The organism is Pararhizobium sp. DWP1-1-3 (genome assembly GCF_049896125.1).
In the GTDB taxonomy this organism is placed as follows: Bacteria; Pseudomonadota; Alphaproteobacteria; order Rhizobiales; family Rhizobiaceae; genus Pararhizobium.
This window is the reverse complement of record NZ_JAFCTR010000003.1, coordinates 421,444-443,334: the sequence shown is the minus strand read 5'-3', so window position 1 is coordinate 443,334 and position 21,891 is coordinate 421,444. Positions and strand designations below refer to the sequence as shown.

The following is a 21,891-nucleotide window of genomic DNA, read 5'->3' as shown; positions in this document are numbered from 1 at the left end:
CATAGTCTTTTTACCTATATTTTCGGCAGAGCGGGCAGCTCTCCCATCGCGGCCTGAACCACGCGCCAGCAAGGGCAGCTGTCACCACCAGGCTCGCCATGGCCGCTTTTCCGATCAGGCGACGGCACGCCAGACGGGTCTTAGGCCCCGCCAAGGCGAATTGGCAATTTTTCGCCGAGGACTACGATTCCCACACCACCGACTGCTCGTGCCGCTTGATCAGATGCTTGAGGTTATCGAAGCTGGTGCGGATATGACGGGCGAAATGATCGACTGCGGGTGCGCGGGCGGCGTCGGCCCGCTTGAGCAGGCCAAGGGCGCGTTCCGGATGCGGGATTGAGACGGGGAGGGCTGTAATCGACTTTTCGTTGCGCAAGCCAAACACGACACTGTGCGGCATGATCGTCAGCGCGTCGGCGGCCCTCATATAGTTGACGACGCTCATCAGAGAACCGCCGGAATAACGGATCTTGATTTCGGTTGCGCCGAATGAGAGCAGCATGCTGCGTAGGTCGGCGAGCAGCGGGCTGCCCGGGGGCGGCGCGACCCAGGGGAAATCGAGCAGGTGCGCCGGCTGCGGCTTGCGCTTCATGAGCAGGGGATGGGTGACGCGGCAGGCGATCACATTGCGGCCCGGGAGGATCTGCTGGAATTCAAGCCCGGAGCCTTCGTCGAGAATATCGGTCGGGCAGATGGCCAAATCGATCTGGTCGGCGTTGAGTGCTGCCCGCAGGTCCGGGAAATAGCCATAGGTCTGGTCGATACGCACGTCTGGATGCAGATTCTGGAACTCGGCGATCATGCCGGCAATCAACGCATCCATAAAGAACGGCGTGCCTCCAACCCGCACGACGCCGCTTTTGCCGACCCGAAAGCTTTCGACGACATCGGAAGCCTTGCGCGATGCAGACAGCATGGTCTGGCCGTGATCGGCCAAGGCTCTTCCCAGCGACGTCGGCTGCAGTGGTCTTCGGCCCTTGACGAACAGCGCCTCGCCGATCCGGGCTTCCAGCATGGATAGCGTCCGCGAGACAGCCGGTTGCGACAGGCCAAGCAGAGCCGCCCCCTCGGTGACGCCACCGGTTTTGACCACGGCAGCAAGCTGGACAAGATGGCGTTCATCTATCTTCATAGCGATATGGTATACTAATTTCGAATAAAATCATCAAAGACATATCGCATCCGGGTTAGATTGATCTTACCAGCTACGCCTTGGAGGAGACGCACGATGTTGGGTCCGACGGCGCTGAATTTCAGCGAGAGAACCTCGCACGACATTTTCGCGCAACGACTTTCGCAATCGAAAGATGACAGCCTGCCGAAAGTCTTGGCGGTGGCCGTGTCGCATCTGCATGCCTTGATCCGCGAATTGCGCCCAACCCCTTCGGACTGGCGCAAGGTGATCGCGTTTCTCACCGAGGTCGGCCACGCCAGCGACGATCGGCGCCAGGAATGGGTGCTACTGTCGGATCTGCTTGGTGCTTCGGCCCTGGTCGAGGAAATTAACTCGCGCCGGCCAAAAGCGGCGACGCCCAACACCGTGCGCGGCCCTTTTTTCCGCGCCGATATTCCGCAACTGGCCCTTGGCAGCACCATCTCGCTCGATGGTATCGGCGAAAGGCTGGACGTGTCCGGAGGCGTACGGGATCTCGATGGCAATCCCATTGCAGACGCGGAGATCATCACCTGGCAGGCCAACGCTCAAGGCCTGTACGAGAACCAGCAACCGGACCTGCAGCCGGAATTCAACCTGCGCGGACTGTTCCGCACGGATACGGAGGGACGTTTCCACTATCGAACCATCAAACCCTGCGGCTACGGCGTGCCGGACGATGGGCCTGTCGGCGAGCTTTTGCGGCAGGCGGGCTATCCGCTGCACCGCCCAGCGCACCTTCACTTCATGATCAAGGCACCGGGCTTCGAAACGATCGTCACGCATATCTATGACGGCAGCGATCCGCACCTGGCCGAGGATGCGATCTTCGGTGTCAAACCCGAGCTGGTGCACAGTTTCGAGCGACAGGGCAAGGGCGCACCGGCATGGAAGCTGGACCTGACCTTCGTGATGGTTCGCGCCAGACAGGGAACCGAAACATGAGCCGGGATTTCACCTATGGCGGCAGTCCAGCCCATATCGTCTTTGGCCAAGGCAAGAGCGCCACCGCCGCTGATTGGGTAAACAAACTTGGATGCAGCCGGGCGCTGGTCCTGTCGACGCCGCAACAGAAGGGGGATGCGGAAGCACTCGCCGCAAAGCTCGGACCGCTGGCTGCCGGCGTCTTTGCCGGTGCCGTCATGCATACGCCGGTCGATGTGACCGAAACGGCAATGAAGGTCGTGGCCGAGACCAGGGCGGATTGCGTCGTGGCGCTCGGCGGCGGATCGACCACCGGGCTCGGCAAGGCGATCGCCTACCGGACAGACATGCCGCAGATCGTCATTCCGACAACCTATGCCGGATCGGAAGTGACGGCGATCCTGGGTCAAACCGAAGGCGGGCGCAAAACCACCGTGCGGCATGAAAGCATCCTGCCGGAAGTGGTGATCTATGACCCGGCGCTGACGCTGGGCCTGCCGGTCGGCATGAGCGTCACGTCGGGCCTGAACGCCATGGCCCATGCGGTCGAGGCGCTCTATGCCCAGGATCGAAACCCGATTTCGACGCTGATGGCGGTCGAGGGGCTGCGCGCCTTCAAGACCAGCCTGCCGGGGATCATCGCGACGCCAGCGGCGCCGGATCTGCGCGGCGATGCGCTCTATGGTGCATGGCTTTGCGGCACGGTGCTCGGCACAGTCGGCATGGCGCTGCACCACAAGATCTGCCACACGCTCGGCGGCACGTTCGATACGCCGCATGCCGATACGCACGCGATCATGCTGGCGCACACGGCCGCCTACAACGCCGTTTCGGTGTCCGATCTGCTGGCGCCTGTCGCCGGGATCTTCGGCGGTTCGGTGGGCGGCGGACTGTGGGACTTTGCCAGGGAGATCGGCGCGCCGCTGGGCTTGCGGGATCTGGGGCTCACCGAGGCCGACCTCGACCGGGCGGCTGAGATCGCCACGGAAAATCCCTATTGGAATCCACGGCCGATCGACCGGAAATCCATTCGTGCCCTGCTGCAGGATGCCTGGGAGGGCAGGCGGCCGGAATAGACTGAACGCAGACACGTCAATCTCTGGGAGGAGAGGACAATGGGTGGAGGAAACATGTTTACGAGACGCGATTTTCTGAAGACGACGGCTGCAACCGGTGCACTGGCAGCGACATCCGGGCTTGCCGCCCCTGCGATCGCTCAAGGCGCGGCCATCAAGCTCGGCTATGTCAGTCCGCAGACTGGACCGCTTGCGGCGTTCGGCGAGGCCGACAAGTTCGTCATCGACAGCTTCCTGGCAGCCACCAAGTCGAAGGGCCTCAAATACGAGGTCGTCGTCAAGGACAGCCAGTCCAATCCGAACCGGGCGGCGGAGGTCGCCAAAGAACTGATCGTCGATGACGAGGTAAACCTCGTTCTGGTCGCCTCGACGCCGGAAACAACCAATCCGGTAGCGACCACCTGCGAGGCTGAGGAAATGCCGTGCATTTCTACGGTCGCCCCCTGGCAGCCATGGTTCATAGGCCAGCAGGGCAATCCGGGCGACCCGGCCTCGTGGAAACCATTCAACTACGCCTATCACTTTTTCTGGGGCCTGGAGGACGTCATCGCCGTCTTCACCAATATGTGGGCGCAGATCGAGACCAACAAAAAGGTCGGCGGGCTGTTCCCCAACGACGGCGACGGCAATGCCTGGGGCGACAAGACCGTTGGTTTCCCGCCTGTCCTGGAAAAGATGGGTTACGGCCTGGTAGATCCTGGGCGCTACCAGAACATGACCGACGATTTTTCCGCGCAGATCAACGCCTTCAAGTCCGGCCAGTGCGAGATCATCACCGGCGTCGTCATCCCGCCGGATTTCACCACCTTCTGGAACCAGGCCAAGCAGCAGGGCTTTGCGCCAAAAATCGCCTCGATCGGCAAGGCACTGCTCTTCCCCCAGACGGTGGAAGCGCTGGGCAATGCCGGACATAATCTCTCGTCGGAAGTCTGGTGGACCCCGAGCCATCCCTTCAAGTCGTCGCTGACGGGGGAGAGCGCTGCGCAGGTGGCGGCAGCCTTCACCAAGGCGACAAGCCGGCCCTGGACGCAGCCGATCGGCTTTGCCCATGCCCTGTTCGAACTGGCGGTGGACGTGATGAAGCGCGCTGGCGATCCGACCGACGGTGATGTCGTTGCGCAGGCGATCGCCGCCACCAAGCTCGATACGCTGGTCGGACCGATTGCGTGGGACGGCAAGGGTCTGCCGCCGTTTGCTGCCAAAAACATCGCCAAGACCCCGCTTGTCGGCGGCCAATGGCGGCTGAAGGACGGCGGCGGGTATGATCTTGTGATCACCGACAACAAGACGGCGCCGAACATTCCGGTCGGCGGAAAGATGGAAGCGATCGGGTGAGCGCATAGCCCTCATCCGGCTCTCCTTCGAACAAGAGGGCAGCCATCTTCTCCCCGCTTGCGGGGAGAAGCGACGAAGCGGCGCCTCCCCACTCCCATTTGATCTCCTGAGAAAAGCGGGAAGTGAGAGGCAATGCGGCAAACGGACTGGAACGGAACCATGGCTATTCTTGAACTTGAAGGGATCTCGAAGAAGTTCGGCGCGCTGACAGTCGCCGAGCAGATCTGCTTTGCCGTCAACGAAGGCGAGGCGTTGGGCATCATCGGGCCAAACGGCGCCGGCAAATCGACGCTGTTCAACTTGATCACCGGCAATATTTCCGCCGACAGCGGCAGCATCCGGTTTCTCGGCAGCGATGTGACGCGCACGCCGCCGATGGCGCGCTGTCTGTCCGGCATGGGCCGGACATTCCAGATCCCGCAGCCGTTCGAGAAACTGACGGTGTTTGAAAACCTGCTGGTGGCAGGGGCTTTCGGCTCGCGACAGACCGAGGCCGCCGTTTCGGACCGATGCGCCGAAATTCTCGTGGATACGGGGCTGATCGACAAGGCGAATGTGCTGGCCGGCGGCTTATCGCTTCTGCAGCGCAAGCGGCTGGAATTGGCCCGCGCGCTGGCAACTGAGCCGAAGCTGCTGCTGCTCGATGAAATTGCCGGCGGACTGACCGAAGGCGAATGCCGCTCGCTGGTCGCTACCATCCGCGCCATTCACGCCCGCGGCGTCGCCGTCATCTGGATCGAGCATGTGCTGCACGCATTGAATTCAGTCGTCGAACGTCTGCTGGTGCTGCATTTCGGCAAGGTCATCGGCATCGGCAAGCCCGACGATATCATGGCATCGCGCGATGTCCGCGAAATCTACCTGGGGATCGAGATCTGATGGCACTGATCGAGACTAAAGGGCTGACTGCCTCCTACGGCGATTTCCAGGCGCTGTTCGGCGTCGATATCATGGTCGGCGCCGGCGAAACCATCGCCATCATCGGTGCAAACGGCGCGGGCAAGACGACGCTGATGCGCTCGATCTCGGGCGTGCTTGCCAATGCACCGGCGTCGATCCTTTTTCGCGACGAGCCGATCGGAGCGCTGGCGGCGCCGGATATCCTCGCGTGCGGCATCGCGATGGTGCCGGAAGGGCGAAAACTCTTTCCGTCTCTCAGCGTCGAGGAAAACCTGCTGATCGGAAGGTATGGCCGAAGGATCGACGGGCCGTGGACGCTTGACAGTGTCTTCGCGCTCTTTCCGATCCTGAAGGAACGGCGCAACAACCCCTCCACGGCGCTCTCCGGCGGGCAGCAGCAAATGGTGGCGATCGGCCGCGCGCTTATGTCCAATCCGCAAGTGCTGCTCTGCGACGAGATCAGCCTCGGGCTGGCACCGGTTGTGGTGCGCGATATCTACGCGGCCTTTCCGCGCATCCGAGACACCGGCGCCTCGATCGTCATCGTCGAGCAGGATATTGCACAGGCACTGAGGGTGGCCGACCGTGTCTATTGCATGATGGAGGGGCGGGTGACGCTCTCCGGCCGTGCTGCCGATCTCAGCCGCGACGACATCCACAGGGCCTATTTTGGGACGGACCATCATGAATTGGCTTGATACCATTCTCCAGGGCGTACTGCTCGGCGGGCTTTATGCCCTGTTCGCGGCAGGCTTGAGCCTCGTCTTCGGCATCATGCGGCTGGTCAATCTCGCACATGGCGACCTGATCGTCCTTGCCGCCTTCCTCGTTTTGGTGCTGGTGACGACACTCGGGCTCAACCCGTTCATCGCCGCACTCGTCGCTATGCCGCTGATGTTCGCCATTGGCTGGGGCCTGCAGTATTTCCTGCTTAATCGCACCCTGGGCAAGGACATCCTGCCGCCACTTCTCGTTACCTTCGGCCTGTCGATCGTCATCCAGAATGGCTTGCTCGAGAGTTTTTCCGCCGATAGCCGCCGCATCTTCGCTGGCAGTCTGGAGAGCGCCTCGGTCAATCTCGGCCCCGTCACCGCTGGCATCATGCCTCTAATGACCTTCTTTTCGGCCGTTGCCGTCATCGTCTGTCTCAACCAGCTGATCTACCGTACCTCCGTTGGCCGGGCGTTCCGGGCGACGTCGGACGATCCGGTCACGGCCGGGCTGATGGGCATCCGGCCGCAGCGCATTTTCGCGATGGCAACAGGGCTTGCCATGGTCGTGGTGACGATAGCCGCACTCTATCTCGGCACGCGCGCCAACTTCGATCCGACCTCCGGACCCTCGCGGCTGATCTATGCCTTCGAGGCGGTGATCATCGGCGGGCTCGGCTCTCTTTGGGGCACGCTGGCCGGTGGCATCATCCTCGGCGTGGCGCAGACGGTGGGGGCGGCGATCAATCCCGAATGGCAGATCCTTGCCGGACATCTGGCATTCCTTGCCGTTCTTCTGTTCAAGCCGCGCGGCCTTTTCCCGCGCGCGGTCGATTGAGGTGCGACGATGACCATGGCCATTCCCTCCTTCACCGTCGAGACGCGAACTCGGACATCCGCATATTCGGCTATAGCTGTCGCCGCTCTCCTGGTGCTAGCCTTTGCCGCGCCCTTCATTGTGTCACGCGGCGTCATTCAGGACCTGTTCTTCATCCTCACCATGCTGGTGCTGGCGCAGAACTGGAACCTGCTCGCCGGTTATGCCGGGCTGATCTCGGTCGGTCAGCAGGTTTTCGTCGGTTTTGGCGCCTATACGATGTTCGGCGCCGTCACCCTCTTTGGCGCCGATCCGGTCGTGGCCATTCTGATCGCCGGGCTGTTTTCCGTCGCGCTTGCCATCCCGACCGCGTTCTTCACTTTCCGGCTTTATGGCCCCTATTTCGCCATCGGCACCTGGGTGGTGGCCGAAGTGGTGCGCTTGCTGCTGGCGCAATGGAAGGCGCTTGGCGGCGGCACAGGCACATCGCTGCCGCGCGATGCGACCCGCGACATGATGGGTGTCGCATGGATGCGTGATCTCTTCGGCATGAAGGCGTCACAGGCAGGCGACGCCCTGACCTATTGGCTGGCGCTGATCCTCGTCATTGCCACCATCGGCTTCATCTATGGACTGCTGCGCAGCAAGCAGGGTCTCGGGCTTGCCGCCGTCCGTGACAACGAACAGGCGGCCCGGGCCGTCGGTGTCGATGCGCGGCGGATGAAGACACTTGTCTATCTCGCAACCGCCTTCATCACAGGTGTCGCCGGGGCGCTGATCTACGTGCAGAAGGCGCGCATCTCTCCGGACGCCGCCTTCTCGGTTACCGACTGGACAGCCTATGTCATCTTCATCGTCGTGATCGGCGGCATTGGCACCATTGAAGGCCCGATCCTCGGCGTCATCATCTTCTTTCTCTTGCAGAATCTGCTCGCCGACTATGGCTCCTGGTATCTGCTGGTGCTGGGTCTGCTCGGCATCGCCATCATGCTTTTTGCACCGCGCGGCCTCTGGGGATTGTTCTCCACTCGCACCGGCATCCAGCTTTTCCCGGTTCGCCGCGTTCTCAAGGGCGGACCGCTCAATCTCACGCATAAGGGAGGGCCTCATGGCTGACATTACCACCGACATCCTCATCATCGGCACCGGCCCGGCGGGCTCTGCCACCGCCGCCCTGCTTTCCTCCTATGGGATCGAAAACCTGGTGATCAACCGCTACCGCTGGCTCGCCAGCACCCCGCGTGCCCACATCACCAACCAGCGTACCATGGAAGTGTTGCGCGATCTCGGACGCGACGTGGAGGACGAAGCCTATATGTTCGCCGCCGAACAGGATCTGATGGGCGAGAACGTCTTCTGCACCTCGCTCACCGGCGAGGAAATCGGCCGGATGAAGAGCTGGGGCAAACACCCGCTATCGCGCGCTGAGCACCAGCTGTCGTCACCGACCCATATGAACGACCTGCCGCAGACCTTCATGGAACCACTCCTGTTCAAGACGGCTTGCTCGCGCGGCAGCCAGCCGCGCATGTCGACGGAATATCTGAGCCATGTGCAGGATGAAGTGGGCGTGACGACGACCTGCCTCGACCGGTTGACCGGCAAGGCGTTCACCGTCCGCTCAAAATATCTTGTCGGCGCCGATGGCGGCAATTCCAAGGTAGCGGAACATGCGGGCCTGTCGTTCGAGGGCAAGATGGGTGTCGCCGGTTCGATGAACATCCTGTTCAAGGCGGACCTTTCGCGCCTCGTCGCCCACCGGCCGTCGGTGCTCTATTGGGTGTTGCAGCCTGGCGCCGATGTCGGCGGCATCGGCATGGGGCTGGTGCGCATGGTGCGGCCATGGGACGAGTGGCTGATCGTCTGGGGCTATGACATCAACCAGCCGGCCCCTGCAGTCGATGAAGCCCATGCGAAAAAGGTGGTGCGCGATCTCGTCGGCGACCCGGATCTCGAAATGACCATCAAGTCGGTCTCGACCTGGACCGTCAACAACATGTACGCAACCACGCTGTCCAACGGCCGCGTCTTCTGCATGGGCGATGCCATCCACCGCCATCCGCCGTCGAACGGGCTCGGTTCCAACACCTCGATCCAAGATGCCTTCAACCTCGCCTGGAAGCTGGCTTTCGTCCTCAAGGGGACCGCTGGCCCCAAACTGCTCGACAGCTATCAGGCCGAACGCGCCCCGGTCGCCAAGCAGATCGTTACCCGCGCCAACAAGTCGATCGAGGAGTTCGGCCCGATCTTCAAGGCACTCGGTCTCTTGGATTCCATCGACCCGGTGAAGATGCAGCAGAACATGGATGCCCGTTGCAATAACACGGTCGCCTCCGAAGAGCAGCGTGCGGCAATCCGCAAGGCCATTGCCGACAAGGTCTACGAGTTCGATTGTCACGGCGTCGAGATGAACCAGCGCTACCGCTCTGCTGCGGCGATCACCGACGGGCAGGAGGAGCCGGCCTTCACCAAGGATCCGGAGCTGCATTGCCAGCAGACGAGCTGGCCGGGCGCGCGGCTACCGCATGCCTGGGTGTTCTCTGTCACCGGCGAGAAGGTCTCGACGCTCGATCTCGCCGGCCATGGCAAATTCACGGTGCTGACCGGCATCGGCGGCCGGGGCTGGATCGATGCGGCCCGCAGCCTTGGCAAGGAGTTCGGGATCGATATCGCCGCCCATCTCATCGGGCCGCGCCAGCAGTGGCAGGATTTTACCGGTGACTGGGCCAATATCCGTGAAATCCGCGACGGTGGATTGCTGCTGGTCCGCCCGGATCATCACGTTGCCTGGCGCAGCGTGGCGATGGTCGATGATCCGGCCGCCGAACTGCGCCGCGTGCTGACCGCTGTTCTGGGGAAGTAGGACGATGATCGACGCACACGAAAACGGTTTCTTCACCGAACAGAACTCCGTCGAGGTCGTCACCGGCCGCAACAAGAACGCCCAGGATGCACGGCTGAAGCAGATCATGGAAGTGGTGACGCGCAAGCTGCATGAGGCGGTCAAGGAGATCGAGCCGACCCAGGACGAATGGATGCAGGCGATCCTGTTCCTGACACGCACCGGACAGATGTGCAACGAGTGGCGGCAGGAGTTCATCCTGCTGTCGGATTCGTTGGGTGTCTCGATGCTGGTGGACGCCATCAACAACCGCAAGCCATCGGGAGCATCCGAAAGCACGGTGCTTGGGCCATTCCATGTCGACGGCGCGCCGGAGCTGGAGATGGGCGCCAATATCTGCCTCGATGCCAAAGGCGAAGACATGGTGATCGGCGGCCGCATTCTCGACACGGCGGGGCAACCGATCAAGGACGCCGTGATCGACGTCTGGCAGGCCAATGACGAGGGCTTCTACGATGTGCAGCAGCAAGGCATCCAGCCCAACTTCAACCTGCGCGGCGTCTTCCGCACCGGCACCGACGGCCATTACTGGTTCCGTGCCGTGAAACCGAAATACTATCCAATCCCTAACGACGGCCCGGTCGGCCAGATGCTCGATCATCTTGGCCGCCACCCGAACCGGCCCGCCCACCTGCACTACATCATCAAGGCCGATGGCTTCGAAACGCTGATCACCCACATCTTCGATCCTGACGATCCCTATATCAATTCGGACGCGGTGTTCGGCGTCAAGGAAAGCCTGCTGGCCGACTTCAAGCGCACGCACGATCCGGATCGCGCCATTGCTTACCAATTCGGCGGGGACTTCTGGGAGGTCGAGCACGATTTTGTTCTCGCCCGTGTCGGCGAGAAGCGGAGCTAGAACGCGAAAGCCTGCCCGTTTCCCGAGGGCCGCCCAGGCAATCAATTGAGGCGGCACGGCAGCCGTCGGACCTGCTGCCTATCCCACTTTACACGTTACCGAATGGGCGGTCCGCTGGCCAATCCACCTTCCTCATCGCCCTGCCGATCACCTTGCTGGCGCTGATCGGGGCGGTCGCCTTCAGCTTTGTTTCGGTCTGGAACGGCTTCCTGATTGCGCTGATGCTGACCGCGTCCGAGACGCTTCCGATCGTGGCTTCGAAGCTCACCCAACTGGGGCGCAACGTGCCATGGGGCATTCTCAATGCCCCGGTCGTGCTATTGTCGATACCGCCTCTGTTCATCGGCGGTCTCAGCGGCATGCTCAACAGTATCTTCAAGCGCAAGACATCCTGAAAATTCAAAGGAATATACAATGAAAGCGTTGGTTCTCGAGCAAAAAGGCGTGCTCAAACTGCGGGAGATCGATCTTCCACTGGATGTAGGTGCCGATGACGTCAAGATCGCCATTCACACCGTCGGCGTCTGCGGCAGCGACGTGCACTACTATACGCATGGTGCCATCGGTCCCTATGTGCTGCGCCAACCCATGGTGCTTGGCCATGAGGCGGCCGGAACGATCGTCGAGATCGGCAGCAATGTCCGCGATCTGGCCGTCGGGGACCGCGTTTGCATGGAACCCGGCGTGCCGGATCTGTCCTCACGGGCGTCAAAGCTCGGCCTCTACAATGTCGATCCGGATGTCCGCTTCTGGGCGACGCCCCCGATCCACGGCATCCTAACGCCCTATGCCGTGCATCCGGCTGCCTTCACCTACAGGCTGCCGGACAATGTCTCCTTTGCGGAAGGTGCGATGGTCGAGCCTTTTGCCATCGGCATGCAGGCGGCGGCGCGGGCACGTATTGCGCCGGGGGATGTTGCCGCCGTCATCGGCTGCGGGCCGATCGGCATCATGGTGGCGCTGGCGGCTCTGGCCGGCGGCTGCAGCCGGGTGTTGATAGCGGATTTCAGTGCCGAAAAGCTTGCCATCGCTGGCCGATATCCAGGCATCGCGCCGGTCAATATCGCGGATCAATCCTTCGCGGACGTCGTGCAGCGGGAAACCGCAGGCTGGGGTGCGGATCTGGTGTTCGAGGCAAGCGGCAGCCCCAAGGCGTTCAACGGCATCTTCGATCTCGTCCGGCCCGGTGGCGCGGTCGTTCTGGTCGGATTGCCGGTCGAACCGGTCGCATTCGACGTGCCCGGTGCGATCTCCAAGGAGGTCCGGATCGAAACGGTATTCCGCTATGCCAACATCTTCGATCGGGCTTTGGCCCTGATCGCATCGGGAAAAGTGGACCTAAAGCCGCTGATTACCGGCACATTCGATTTCAAGGACAGTATCAAGGCGTTCGATCGCGCGGTGGCGGCCATTCCCTCCGACGTGAAACTGCAGATTCTGATGAATGATGGGGAGATTTGACGCCGCGCTTGAAGATAGTTCCGGTGGCGATGTGATTATCGGTGGCAAGACCGTCAACGACCTGCCGCATCTGTTTGACGCGCAGACTAGGCTCACGCTTTTGCAGAGATGAGGACACAGATGCGGCAATGTCTGGGGGACGGTTCGGCCCGCACTGCATCCTCAAGTGGCGTAGTGGGAGACCCGCATGACGCGGTTGAGGAGAGCCACGAGTTCGCCCTGGCGCGAAGTGGCTGTCTTCAGAAAGATATTGCGCAAGTGGGTGCGGGCGGTTTCATACGATACCCGGTGCTCAGACGCGTAATGTTGCAGGGAATGTCCCGACACGAGGACCGCTCCAAGTTCGGCTTCCTTTTGCGTCAGTTCGAACAACCCACGCAGGTGCTGCGAGAAGCCTGGTGCCACGCTTGGAGAAAGGTCTTGGACGAGGATAAGGGCCGCTCGCGCAACCGGCAGATCCGACGACATTTCCGAAACAAAGGGAACGATCGTCAAAGCCAGGCGCGGTAGTCCCGTGGCCAGGCATCGGATCAGGATGTCGCCACTCGTGCGCTGGTTTTGTCCACCGGCTCCACAAACAAGAGAGATCTCTTTTCGCAAGGCTTCCCCGCTCGCAGAGCCGGCGGCCGAAAGACGCCCGTGTGCCAGTACCAGATCATTCCCGGGTCGGGCAAGAAGTGTCTCGGCGCTGGCGTTCATGGTCAACACCCTGCCCAAGCCATCGACCACGATTTGACCCACCGCGCCGCCGCCGAGTGTCTCGTTCTTGTTCGCTATGTGGCCGAACCGGACATGAAATTCGGCTGCCCGGGCCATGACGGGGGCCAGTGCCCGAAAAAGGGATATGTCCCGGTCGTCAAAGTCCGGCTGTGATCCACCTCGCTGAACGGCTAGGACACCAAGGTTGCCGGCAACGGAGACCTTGCAGACGATGCTGCTATGGTCGCCTTGAGGCAGGTACCATTCGTTGAACAGCGCCGTCTTGCGGAATTCATGTTTTGGCATCACCGACTGGTCGGTGAATACAGTCAGTGAACCAACCTCGGTCAGATATGGCAGAAAGGGATTTTTGAGCTGCGGTTCAAGGAACGTCGCCTGGTAGTAAGGATCGCAGTCCCTGTGAAAGTGTTGCCAATCACCGTTGGAGCGTACGCGCGCAAAATGAACCTTCGAGCCGTTGGCGATCTTTCTCAGCCTCGCCATGGCCGGTTTCCATCTCCCGCCATCCAAAGCGGCCTGGTAGAAATCTTCAGCAAGCCGTGAAAGTTCGGCCTCTTTTGTATTCGGCATCCTAAAAACCTTCCCCTGTTTTTGCTTTCGCTAAATTTCCAGGCTGTCAGATACCATCATGACGCAACTTGATGAATTTTGGAAATCAGAGATGTCACGGCCCTGTCACGCCTCCGATGCCGGATCTCCGCTTGTGCGGTTACGACATCGTCCTCCAACGGTTACCCTAAGCGCGGTTTGTAATTCTGGCAGCCCGAGGCCTCCCCTTGGCGGCCTCGGAGCGCAATGCACTTGGATGTTTCCTTGATTCAATTCTCCGAGATACATTAGAAATGGTAGTATCTGCGGACCGCGCGCCGTAGCATTGCACAGCTCTTTATCGGGCTTGGAGTAAACCCATGAGCGACCCCTATCACCTCTTACGCTTCATCGAGGCACAGGCATCTGCCTATGACACAGCCCTTTGCGAATTGGAGAAGGGCCGCAAACAAAGCCACTGGATGTGGTTCATCTTCCCGCAGCTCGCTGGTCTGGGCCATTCTCCAACCGCGATCCGGTTTGCCATATCCGGGCTGGACGAGGCCCATGCATATCTCGCCCACCCGTTGCTCGGCGACCGTCTTGTCCACTGCACCCGCACGATTAACGCTGTGCGAAATCGGACTGCCCATGAGATATTCGGTTCTCCCGACGATGTGAAACTGCACTCGTCAATGACGCTGTTTCGGGAGACGGCCAACGATCCCGAGCCGTTCCGGACGGCGATCGAACTTTATTTTGGCGGCGAGGCCGATGCGCGGACGCTGGAACTCCTGGTAAAAGACAAAGCGCCTCCCTGAGTCGCTATATCGCAGCCGACATTGAGGGCGGGCGGGCCTACTTTCTAGCCCTACCGGATGGAAACCTCGTCGAACCAGAGAACAGGATGTCATCAGTCCGATATCACATAGCCTCTGTTACGGGCTGACGAATGTTCACCAAAGGCCGTGAAATCGGGGTGATGCGATCACATCTACGGGCCATCACCCGTTTCGATGGCTTGCCGCAGTGACTTCGTCGCGCGCCATGCTATCCGGTCTGCGAAGGGTGCTCTCCAGAAAAGGATCGAGCGCCCTTCGTGTTTGGTCCCCGAAATGCTGAGCGGGCGACCCGGTACTTGCGGCCAACCGCAGCAGACAACGCTAACTTGCGCCGGCCATATCATCCGTCACTCTTGAAACGATTAAGATGACAATGTCCCAAACAGCATCGGTTAGAACGCAACGTCCCGCTGGCGAACGCCGCGATGCGGACGATGAACGTTTGAACGACATAGTCGGAATCACTACTTTTTGACGAGGAATGCGGAGCAATACCTGAACTCCAGCTGGGATTCGAAATTTCGGACCCCATTTTCGCCAACGTGACACGCGGAAATTTCGGCGAGCGCTACGAGGCGATAAGGAGCCGTGCCGCGGCAGCAATCACTTTTGAGGCGGAGCATGGAAGGTGGAGCCTCCTTAGGCGTGAACATCCTTTCATGGAGATGCTAAATCGCTCCGGAGTTGTCGACCTGCGGTGCCCCGCTCCCTCAAAAGAGCTAACGGATGATTTTGCAAAGTTGACCACGAAAGTCTGAGGTTTTCCGAAAAAAACTCGGGTGACAAATCGTGTAAGTGTCTGTTTTCCATAAAGCCTGTTGGGAACGGTAGTCTGACGGGCGTCAGTTGCAGTCCAGCCGGGCATCCTTGGCCGCATCGAGAATGACCAGCATGTCGTCTTCAAGCAGGGCGTGGAAACGGAACGCCGTCTCAAGCGGTGTCGATCGGACGCCGAGACCGACCTCCGCCTTGAAGAACTGCCGGGTCGTATCGAAAAGATTGACGACTGCGATGGTGGTGCCGCAGACGCGACGCGAGCGAGCTCGTCAAAGTCCTCTTCGCGGGGCGTATCGAGAACATCGTAAGCGTGACGCGCTGCGGATCTGTCGGCCTCGATCGAATTGACGTTGGCGTGAGGAACACGTTCTCATATAGGGCGCGGGACCTAGATTTACCCCGCTTCGGCGGTGCGGGTCTGCAGCATCCCCGGAATGCGATTGAAGCCGGGCCTGAGAGCCTGCCGGCCTATGCGCGATCGGCAAGCGACGGCAAGGCGCCAGCGAGCCCGTCAGACCCGATCGTAGGTGAACGAGGTCAAGAGCGTCGTCACGAAATTGCTCGCCTTTTCCTTGACCAGAACTTCGGTCCATTCGTCCGTGCCGCGCAGCATCAGCCCAGTGTAGATGCTATCGACTGCTGCCTCTTCGATGCGTTTGATATGCGCACTGAAAGACGCCTCGTCTCCAGACTTGTACAGGTCCCGGACGACCATCCTCAGGATTTCCTGAATGGCGATCTGCCATGCGGTATTGATTGCTTGAAGCTCGTTGGCTTGGTCCGTCATCGAATCCTCCTGTCACAGCCGGCTGTATCGCCAGCCAGCGCGTACCGCACGGCGGTCAGGCACAAAAAAAAGGCCAGGCAATCTGCCTGACCTCGCTTGGTCGTTTGCTTTCAACAGTGCCAGTACATCCGTGGTCAAAGGAAAGCAGTAACCGATTATACGGCCTGCAGGTTGCAAGCAGACATCTTGCCCGACTTGTTGTCGCGCTCGAGGTCGAAGCCGATCTTCTGGCCTTCTACGATTTCGCGCATTCCAGCGCGCTCGACGGCAGAAATGTGAACGAAGGCATCAGCGCCGCCGTTGTCAGGCTGAATGAAGCCGAAGCCTTTGGTGGAATTGAACCATTTAACTGTGCCAGTGGTCATGATGAACCCTTTCATAGCAATATAAGTGACCGCGGCGCGAAAACGCTGCGGATGATGATAGCGATTGTTTTAAAGGGAGGGTTCGTTCAGGGCGCGGTGCTAATCGCGCAATAACCAAAGCTCAGCAAGAAAATATCGACGAACACAGACATACGCTGTTTATCGGAGCCCGTCAACTTTTAGTTTTCGCACAGGCCAAACTCCACGAACGGATGTGGCTCAAATGCTAGCGCTTCTCCCGTCTTCATAGTGGTTGCGGTGCATATTGCCGCACGCCAAGGCAATGCACCGGCATGTACTATTCTGCGTGACAACATCCTTCATTGAGCGCGGTGGTCCGGTTTCATCGAAACATCGCCGGACCGCCGGATCATTTTAAGGTCCCGCGCGTTACCCGTGTTCGTCCAGCTTATTAAAAAAAGACATACTGCGGCACAAAAGGGCATGGGATGGTGAGGGATGGCTTATAATGGGATCACGGTGCTTGTTGTCGAAGATGAGTTGCTCATCCGAATGGATATTGCCGCATTCTTGGAGGACGAGGGCTTCAAGGTGCACGAAGCATCGAATGCGGACGAAGCTATAGCTCTGCTGAATGCCAGCCCGGACATCAAGCTCATGTTTACCGACATTGACATGCCGGGCACAATGGATGGGTTAAAACTGGCAGCGGCGGTGCGCGATCGGTGGCCACCGGTGCAGATTATCGTAACATCAGGCCACCGGCAGTTGAGCGACGAACTGCTGCCAGTTCATGGCCGGTTCTTCAGCAAGCCGTACGATCACGCCCGCGTTATTAATGCCATCAGGGAGATGGTGGCGGCGGGTTAGAAGAAGCAACGCATAATAGACGCTCCCCTTCGAGAGCGCTGGACCAGCAGTCCAAGCCTCAGGCGGCCTCTCTCGCTTAGATCTGGAGTGAAGTCGCGAAAATGGCCGTTGTCGCACTCGTCTGAACACAGTCGATCTCGCTTTGAAATCGACGAGAAAGGATAGTCTTTTGGCTCCTGGGATAGTAAGTGAAACAAATATTCTTGGAGACGCCGCGATGCCATTCAGCGACCCACACCATCCTCTTTGGAAACCAGAGAACCTGCGTCGCGCCATCCATGCGGCGGGGGTGGCGCTTTGGTCATGGGACGTCACCAACGATCGTTTTGCAATGGACGAGCAGGCCTTCAAGCTGTGGGGTCTTGTCAAAAGCGGTGAAGTGAAATTCGAAGACCTCTCGGCCCACATTCATCCTTCCGACCGGGATCGCGTACGGGCTGCATTTACAGCGACGCGCGGGATCGTTGGCGCCTACGAGATCGATTTCCGCATTCTGGTGGCAGACGAAATTCGGTGGATTTCCGCACGCGGTCTGGGCGACGACGCCGCGCTCCACAACGGCCAGATGTTCGGGGTGTTCTTGGATGTCACCGGACGCAAGCAAGCTGAAGAGGGCAACGAACTGCTCGCCGGCGAGATGAGCCATCGGGTCAAGAACCTTTTGGCCATCGCCATGGGTCTCACCAATATCACCTCGCAATCGACCACCACCGCCAAGGAAATGGCGAAGGAGCTTACCGGACGACTGGCTGCCCTTGGCCGGGCGCATGATCTTGTACGCCCAATTCCGGGCGGGCAGGGGCACGCCACCTTGCTGGGCGACCTGTTGTCCGTCCTGCTGTCGCCCTATGAGGATCTGGGGGCGTTCAAAGGACGTATCAGGGTCGCCGTGCCCCGCATGGGCGTGGGCGAAGCCGCTGCAACCGCATTGGCACTGGTTTTCCACGAACTCGCGACCAATTCCATGAAGTATGGTGCGCTTTCCGTCGACACGGGGACGTTGGATCTTTCGGGCTCGACCGAGGACGACGAAGTGATGTTGACCTGGACGGAACGCGGCGGGCCTGCCGTTGAAGATCCAGACGGCGCGCAGGGCTATGGAAGCAGGCTGCTCAACCGAAGTGTCTCCGGACAGTTGGGAGGATCGATTGCATACGACTGGTCGCCCAAGGGTGTCGTGGTCGTTTTGAAGTTGAGTGGCGAGAGACTGGCCAAGTGAACGGACTACGGATTTTAACAAGGCATTCAATGGCCTGACCTTGTCGTCAGCAATTGGCGCTCCTATCTCATTTGCACCACACTGATGGAGCGGCGAGATGGCGGAACTTGTAGCTGATTTTGTGTTCGACGCGGCAGTCGAGATCATTCCTCCGAAACATTCTGGCGACCGGGCTCATACGCGTACTTGTATATGCTGCCAGCGCCCGAGCGAATTGATAGACGACGATGGTTGCGGCATCTGCGATGAGTGTCTGGCACCTGCCTCGTCGTGCACGCCGCTGCGCGCTGGCCGCTACGAAGGGTAAGCAGCCTTCAATAGATCGCCGCGGGGGCAACAGTTTGCACTGACCTGAGCTTGGCAGAGAAAACGCTGCAGGACCCACCTGTGCCAGTGCACGGCCCGGGTGAAAGCCGCCGGCGGTCGCATCATGCCGCTGAACGATCGAATTATCTCGGAACATTAGTCCGGCTGAAACGGTTGACGCAGAGCTGAAAAAATATTCGGCCGTCCCGCCAGCATAAAGCCGGCAAAACGTGGAGACCAAAATGAACCTTCCCGAGAACACCGTTATCGCCGTGGCAGACGGAGAAAAGTTTAGCCTGTTTCAAAACGAGGGCGACGCTTCCAATATCAAGCTCAGGGCAATGGCGGAGCCTGATATCGACAGCTCGAAAATATCCTCCGGTGGTCGCCATTCCAGCAGCGCGGCCAACCCGGATGACAGCCAGCAGGAGGAAGATGGCTTCGGCAGGGGCATTGCTGAAATGCTGAACAAGCAGGTTCTGGACGGCAAGATCAAAAACCTTGTCATCATCGCAGCGCCGCGGACACTCGGCGAACTTCGCAAGGGCTACCACAAATCCCTGTCCGAAATCCTTGTCGGCGAGATCGACAAGGACCTGACCGGCCATTCCATACAGGATATCGAAAAGGCACTGGCAGCTGCCTAGTCGATTTGCAGACAGGATTTGCCGGGTCGTTCCTGAGGTAAACTCTGCAATTCTCCCCCAGGCCTACTACGGCCTGGGGGAGAATCTCGATTCGCGAAGTGAGAAGCTTGAACTGGCAGGAACGGTGCAACCGCTCCGGAGCGACAGCAAGTTTACTACAGATGTCAGCGCGTTGCCGTCCGGGCAGTTCTGGGAAATAGCCGCAGTGCCGGATATCCGTGTCAGGCACGAAAAGTACCGCTGTCGAGATTGGCGCAGCTACTGGGTGCGGGAATCGCCGAGCGTTACCATAAACAAGTACTGCAGCCACGCTCAGATCACGTATTCCGGCTCCGGCAGGGCCTGATCCATGGTCACGCCCGGCAGAACGGAATGGCGCTGGCCGATTGGGCGGGCCGGGACGCCGACCACGGAGGTATAGGGCAGCACGTGCGATACCACGACGCTGCCGGCTCCGACCTTGGCGCCGGTCCCGATCTCGATATTGCCGAGAATATTGGCACCCGCGCCGATCAACGCGCCGCGCCGGATCTTCGGATGACGGTCTCCGGTGTCCTTGCCGGTACCGCCGAGCGTGACGTTCTGGAGAATGGACACATCATCCTCGACTACGGCCGTTTCGCCGATCACCAGGCCGTTCCCGTGGTCAAGCATGATGCCCTTGCCCATCTTGGCGGCGGGATGAATGTCGATACCGAAGACTTCGGAGATACGGCTCTGCATATGGCGGGCCAGATGAGGCCGATCGCCAAGCCAAAGCCCATGCGCCACGCGATGCGCCTGCAGGGCCGGAAATCCCTTGAAATAAAGAAATGGCGTCAGAATTTCAGTATTGCTCGGATCGCGATCTTTTACAGCCTCCAGATCAGCCGCCGCCGCGTGGAGCAGCTCCGGATCGGTCAGGAACGCCTGATGGATCAAAGACAGGAGCTCTTCCTGGTCCATATCGTGATTGGCGAGTTTCAATGCCAGCCGGTGGGCAAGCGCATAGGCGAAGCTGGAATGATAGAGCACGGCGGAGTTCATCGGCCGCACCAGCGCCGCGTCCTTTTTTGCCGCCGCCGTCGCCTCTTCGCATAAAGCTTCCCACAGCCGGTGCACGGCCGGCCAAGTGTCGGTCTTCAGCACCGTTAGGGTGGTTGGCTTGGTTGCCATGGTGAAGATCCTTTCCTGGGGGCATTCTTGATGGTGCGACAGGGTGGTTGGCAGGCCCTCAGCCCGGAGCCTGTGCGGCGCCTCTCTTATCGAAGAAACGGTTGGCCGGCCGGGGCAGTCCGAGATGTTCGCGCAGCGTCGTACCTTCATATTCGCGTCTGAACAGGCCGCGCCGTTGCAGTTCGGGTACCAACTTTTCGGCAACGTCGGTCAGCCCCTGTGGGAGATACGGGAATACCACGTTGAACCCGTCGCAACCGTTTTCGAAAAGCCAAGTCTCCATCTCGTCGGCGATGCTGGCTGGCGTTCCGACAAAGGAAAGGCCCGAATAGCCGCCGTAGCGCTGCGCGAGTTGCCGCACGGTCAGGCCCTCCCGCTCCGCCAGCTGCAGAACATGCGCGCGCCCGGTCTTGCTGGCGTTGGTATCGGGAATGTCGCGCGGCAATGGTGCGTCGGGATCGAAGCTTGAAGCATCGTGTCCAAGCGCGATGGACAGCGAGGCAATGGCGCTCTCGTAGTGCACCAGGCTGTCTAGATGGGCGCGTTTGGCCTTTGCCTCGTCAATGGTATCGCCGACGACCACGAAGGCACCCGGCAGCACTTTCAGATGATCGCGGTTGCGTCCGATCTTCTCCATGCGGCCTTTGACATCGGCATAGAAGCTCTTGCCCACCTCCAGATCCGGCGAAGAACCGAAGATCACCTCTGCCGTTTCGGCTGCAAGCTGGCGGCCCGGCTCGGATGCTCCGGCCTGGACGATCACCGGCCAACCCTGCGGCGGCCGGGCGATATTGAGCGGACCGCGCACTGAAAGGTAGTCGCCCTTGTGGTCGAGGACATGCAGTTTTTCCGGGTCGAAATAGAGCCCGGAAGCCGCATTGCGGATAAAAGCATCGTCGGCAAAACTGTCCCATAAACCGGTGACGACATCGTAGAATTCGCGGGCACGACGATAACGTTCCGCGTGCTCGACATGATCCTCAAGCCCGAAATTGAGGGCAGCATCCGGGTTCGATGTCGTGACGATGTTCCAGCCGGCGCGCCCCTCGCTGATATGGTCGAGTGAAGCGAAGCGGCGCGCGATATGATACGGCTCATCGAACGTCGTCGATGCCGTCGCCACGAGCCCAATCCGGCTGGTGGCTGTCGCCAATGCCGATAGCAGGGTGAAAGGTTCGAAAGATGTGACCGTATGGCTGCGCCGTAACGCATCGATCGGCATGTTGAGAACGGCGAGGTGATCAGCCATGAAGAAGGCGTCGAATTTCGCGCGTTCCAGCGTTTCCGCAAAAACCTTCAGATGACGGAAATTGAAGTTGGCATCCGGATACGCGCCGGGATAGCGCCAAGCGGCTGTGTGAAGGCTGACCGGCCGCATGAAGGCGCCGAGGTGAAGCTGGCGGGTTGGCATCGACTTTGTCTTTCGAATGAACGGTTATGCGTGGTGATGTGACGACGGCTTCCCGGAAGCAGGGCACCGGAGCACCCGCGGTCGCTTGGAGCCGTTCGTCAGACTGTCGCTGCCTTCACTTCAGTAATCCGTTCTGCCGCGCGCGCAGCCGACCATCCCTGTC

The 21,891-nt window shown here is 60.1% G+C and carries 20 protein-coding genes and 1 pseudogene; 15 read left to right on the top strand and 6 right to left on the bottom strand.

Translation table 11 applies throughout. The features are described from left to right. Positions 1-181: 181 nt before the first annotated feature. Positions 182-1,132 carry a LysR family transcriptional regulator gene (locus tag ACP7BS_RS10080; RefSeq protein WP_426230580.1) on the bottom strand — a complete coding sequence of 317 codons (951 nt, stop codon included), beginning with the start codon at positions 1,130-1,132 and terminating at the stop codon, positions 182-184. 96 nt (positions 1,133-1,228) lie between these two features. Between ACP7BS_RS10080 and ACP7BS_RS10075 the strand changes: the two genes are divergently transcribed. The 11 genes and pseudogenes from ACP7BS_RS10075 to ACP7BS_RS10025 all read left to right on the top strand — a co-directional run bounded on the left by ACP7BS_RS10075 (position 1,229) and on the right by ACP7BS_RS10025 (position 12,140). Further along, the gene (locus ACP7BS_RS10075) at positions 1,229-2,098 is read left to right on the top strand and encodes a dioxygenase (protein ID WP_426230578.1); all 870 of its coding nucleotides are present in this window, start codon (positions 1,229-1,231) and stop codon (positions 2,096-2,098) included. Continuing rightward, positions 2,095-3,153, top strand: a complete 1,059-nt coding sequence (locus ACP7BS_RS10070) for a maleylacetate reductase (protein WP_426237889.1) — start codon at positions 2,095-2,097, stop codon at positions 3,151-3,153. The genes ACP7BS_RS10075 and ACP7BS_RS10070 overlap by 4 nt, the downstream gene beginning before the upstream one ends. Before the next feature lie 54 nt (positions 3,154-3,207). Beyond that, complete coding sequence (locus ACP7BS_RS10065; RefSeq protein ID WP_426230574.1) at positions 3,208-4,488, top strand: ABC transporter substrate-binding protein; 1,281 nt, start codon at positions 3,208-3,210, stop codon at positions 4,486-4,488. A gap of 159 nt (positions 4,489-4,647) precedes the next feature. Further along, positions 4,648-5,367, top strand: coding sequence for an ABC transporter ATP-binding protein (locus ACP7BS_RS10060; RefSeq protein WP_426230572.1), 720 nt, complete (start codon positions 4,648-4,650; stop codon positions 5,365-5,367). Further along, complete coding sequence (locus ACP7BS_RS10055) at positions 5,367-6,086, top strand: ABC transporter ATP-binding protein (protein ID WP_426230570.1); 720 nt, start codon at positions 5,367-5,369, stop codon at positions 6,084-6,086. Before ACP7BS_RS10060 ends, ACP7BS_RS10055 begins: the two co-directional genes overlap by 1 nt. After that, entirely contained in the window at positions 6,073-6,936 is an 864-nt protein-coding gene (locus tag ACP7BS_RS10050; protein WP_426230568.1) for a branched-chain amino acid ABC transporter permease, read from the top strand. The genes ACP7BS_RS10055 and ACP7BS_RS10050 overlap by 14 nt, the downstream gene beginning before the upstream one ends. Before the next feature lie 9 nt (positions 6,937-6,945). Further along, positions 6,946-8,031, top strand: a complete 1,086-nt coding sequence (locus tag ACP7BS_RS10045; protein ID WP_426237887.1) for a branched-chain amino acid ABC transporter permease — start codon at positions 6,946-6,948, stop codon at positions 8,029-8,031. Continuing rightward, positions 8,024-9,778, top strand: a complete 1,755-nt coding sequence (locus ACP7BS_RS10040; RefSeq protein ID WP_426230565.1) for an FAD-dependent oxidoreductase — start codon at positions 8,024-8,026, stop codon at positions 9,776-9,778. The genes ACP7BS_RS10045 and ACP7BS_RS10040 overlap by 8 nt, the downstream gene beginning before the upstream one ends. 7 nt (positions 9,779-9,785) lie before the next feature. Beyond that, a complete protein-coding gene (locus ACP7BS_RS10035; protein ID WP_426230764.1) occupies positions 9,786-10,679 on the top strand; it encodes an intradiol ring-cleavage dioxygenase in 894 nt (297 codons plus the stop codon). Positions 10,680-10,807: 128 nt separating this feature from the next. Next, positions 10,808-11,074: pseudogene (locus tag ACP7BS_RS10030) on the top strand (carbohydrate ABC transporter permease); the annotation flags it as partial. A 19-nt stretch (positions 11,075-11,093) separates the two neighbouring features. After that, positions 11,094-12,140 carry an NAD(P)-dependent alcohol dehydrogenase gene (locus tag ACP7BS_RS10025; protein WP_426230563.1) on the top strand — a complete coding sequence of 349 codons (1,047 nt, stop codon included), beginning with the start codon at positions 11,094-11,096 and terminating at the stop codon, positions 12,138-12,140. A gap of 162 nt (positions 12,141-12,302) precedes the next feature. Here ACP7BS_RS10025 and ACP7BS_RS10020 read toward each other — a convergent pair whose 3' ends face one another. Beyond that, complete coding sequence (locus ACP7BS_RS10020; protein WP_426230562.1) at positions 12,303-13,430, bottom strand: helix-turn-helix transcriptional regulator; 1,128 nt, start codon at positions 13,428-13,430, stop codon at positions 12,303-12,305. Between the two features lie 338 nt (positions 13,431-13,768). Here ACP7BS_RS10020 and ACP7BS_RS10015 point away from each other — a divergent pair, with 338 nt between their 5' ends. Continuing rightward, positions 13,769-14,209, top strand: a complete 441-nt coding sequence (locus ACP7BS_RS10015; RefSeq protein WP_426230560.1) for a DUF1810 domain-containing protein — start codon at positions 13,769-13,771, stop codon at positions 14,207-14,209. Between the two features lie 1,309 nt (positions 14,210-15,518). On the opposite strand, the gene ACP7BS_RS10010 is transcribed toward ACP7BS_RS10015, so the two are convergent. Continuing rightward, the gene (locus ACP7BS_RS10010; RefSeq protein WP_426230559.1) at positions 15,519-15,794 is read right to left on the bottom strand and encodes a hypothetical protein; all 276 of its coding nucleotides are present in this window, start codon (positions 15,792-15,794) and stop codon (positions 15,519-15,521) included. A gap of 155 nt (positions 15,795-15,949) precedes the next feature. Beyond that, on the bottom strand, positions 15,950-16,159 hold the full coding sequence (locus ACP7BS_RS10005) for a cold-shock protein (protein ID WP_027687039.1): 210 nt from the start codon (positions 16,157-16,159) through the stop codon (positions 15,950-15,952). A 459-nt stretch (positions 16,160-16,618) separates the two neighbouring features. On the opposite strand from ACP7BS_RS10005, the gene ACP7BS_RS10000 reads away from it, so the two are divergent. From ACP7BS_RS10000 to ACP7BS_RS09990, 3 genes are all read left to right on the top strand, one after another. After that, positions 16,619-16,990: a response regulator gene (locus tag ACP7BS_RS10000; RefSeq protein ID WP_426237885.1), complete on the top strand. Its 372-nt coding sequence runs from the start codon at positions 16,619-16,621 to the stop codon at positions 16,988-16,990. A 217-nt stretch (positions 16,991-17,207) separates the two neighbouring features. After that, on the top strand, positions 17,208-18,209 hold the full coding sequence (locus ACP7BS_RS09995) for a sensor histidine kinase (protein WP_426230763.1): 1,002 nt from the start codon (positions 17,208-17,210) through the stop codon (positions 18,207-18,209). 548 nt (positions 18,210-18,757) lie between these two features. Then, the gene (locus ACP7BS_RS09990; protein WP_426230557.1) at positions 18,758-19,162 is read left to right on the top strand and encodes a host attachment family protein; all 405 of its coding nucleotides are present in this window, start codon (positions 18,758-18,760) and stop codon (positions 19,160-19,162) included. 312 nt (positions 19,163-19,474) lie between these two features. On the opposite strand, the gene cysE is transcribed toward ACP7BS_RS09990, so the two are convergent. Both cysE and ACP7BS_RS09980 read right to left on the bottom strand, forming a co-directional pair. Continuing rightward, on the bottom strand, positions 19,475-20,317 hold the full coding sequence (gene cysE / locus ACP7BS_RS09985) for a serine O-acetyltransferase (RefSeq protein WP_426237883.1): 843 nt from the start codon (positions 20,315-20,317) through the stop codon (positions 19,475-19,477). Between the two features lie 58 nt (positions 20,318-20,375). Next, complete coding sequence (locus tag ACP7BS_RS09980; protein WP_426237882.1) at positions 20,376-21,728, bottom strand: LLM class flavin-dependent oxidoreductase; 1,353 nt, start codon at positions 21,726-21,728, stop codon at positions 20,376-20,378. Positions 21,729-21,891: the final 163 nt, after the last annotated feature.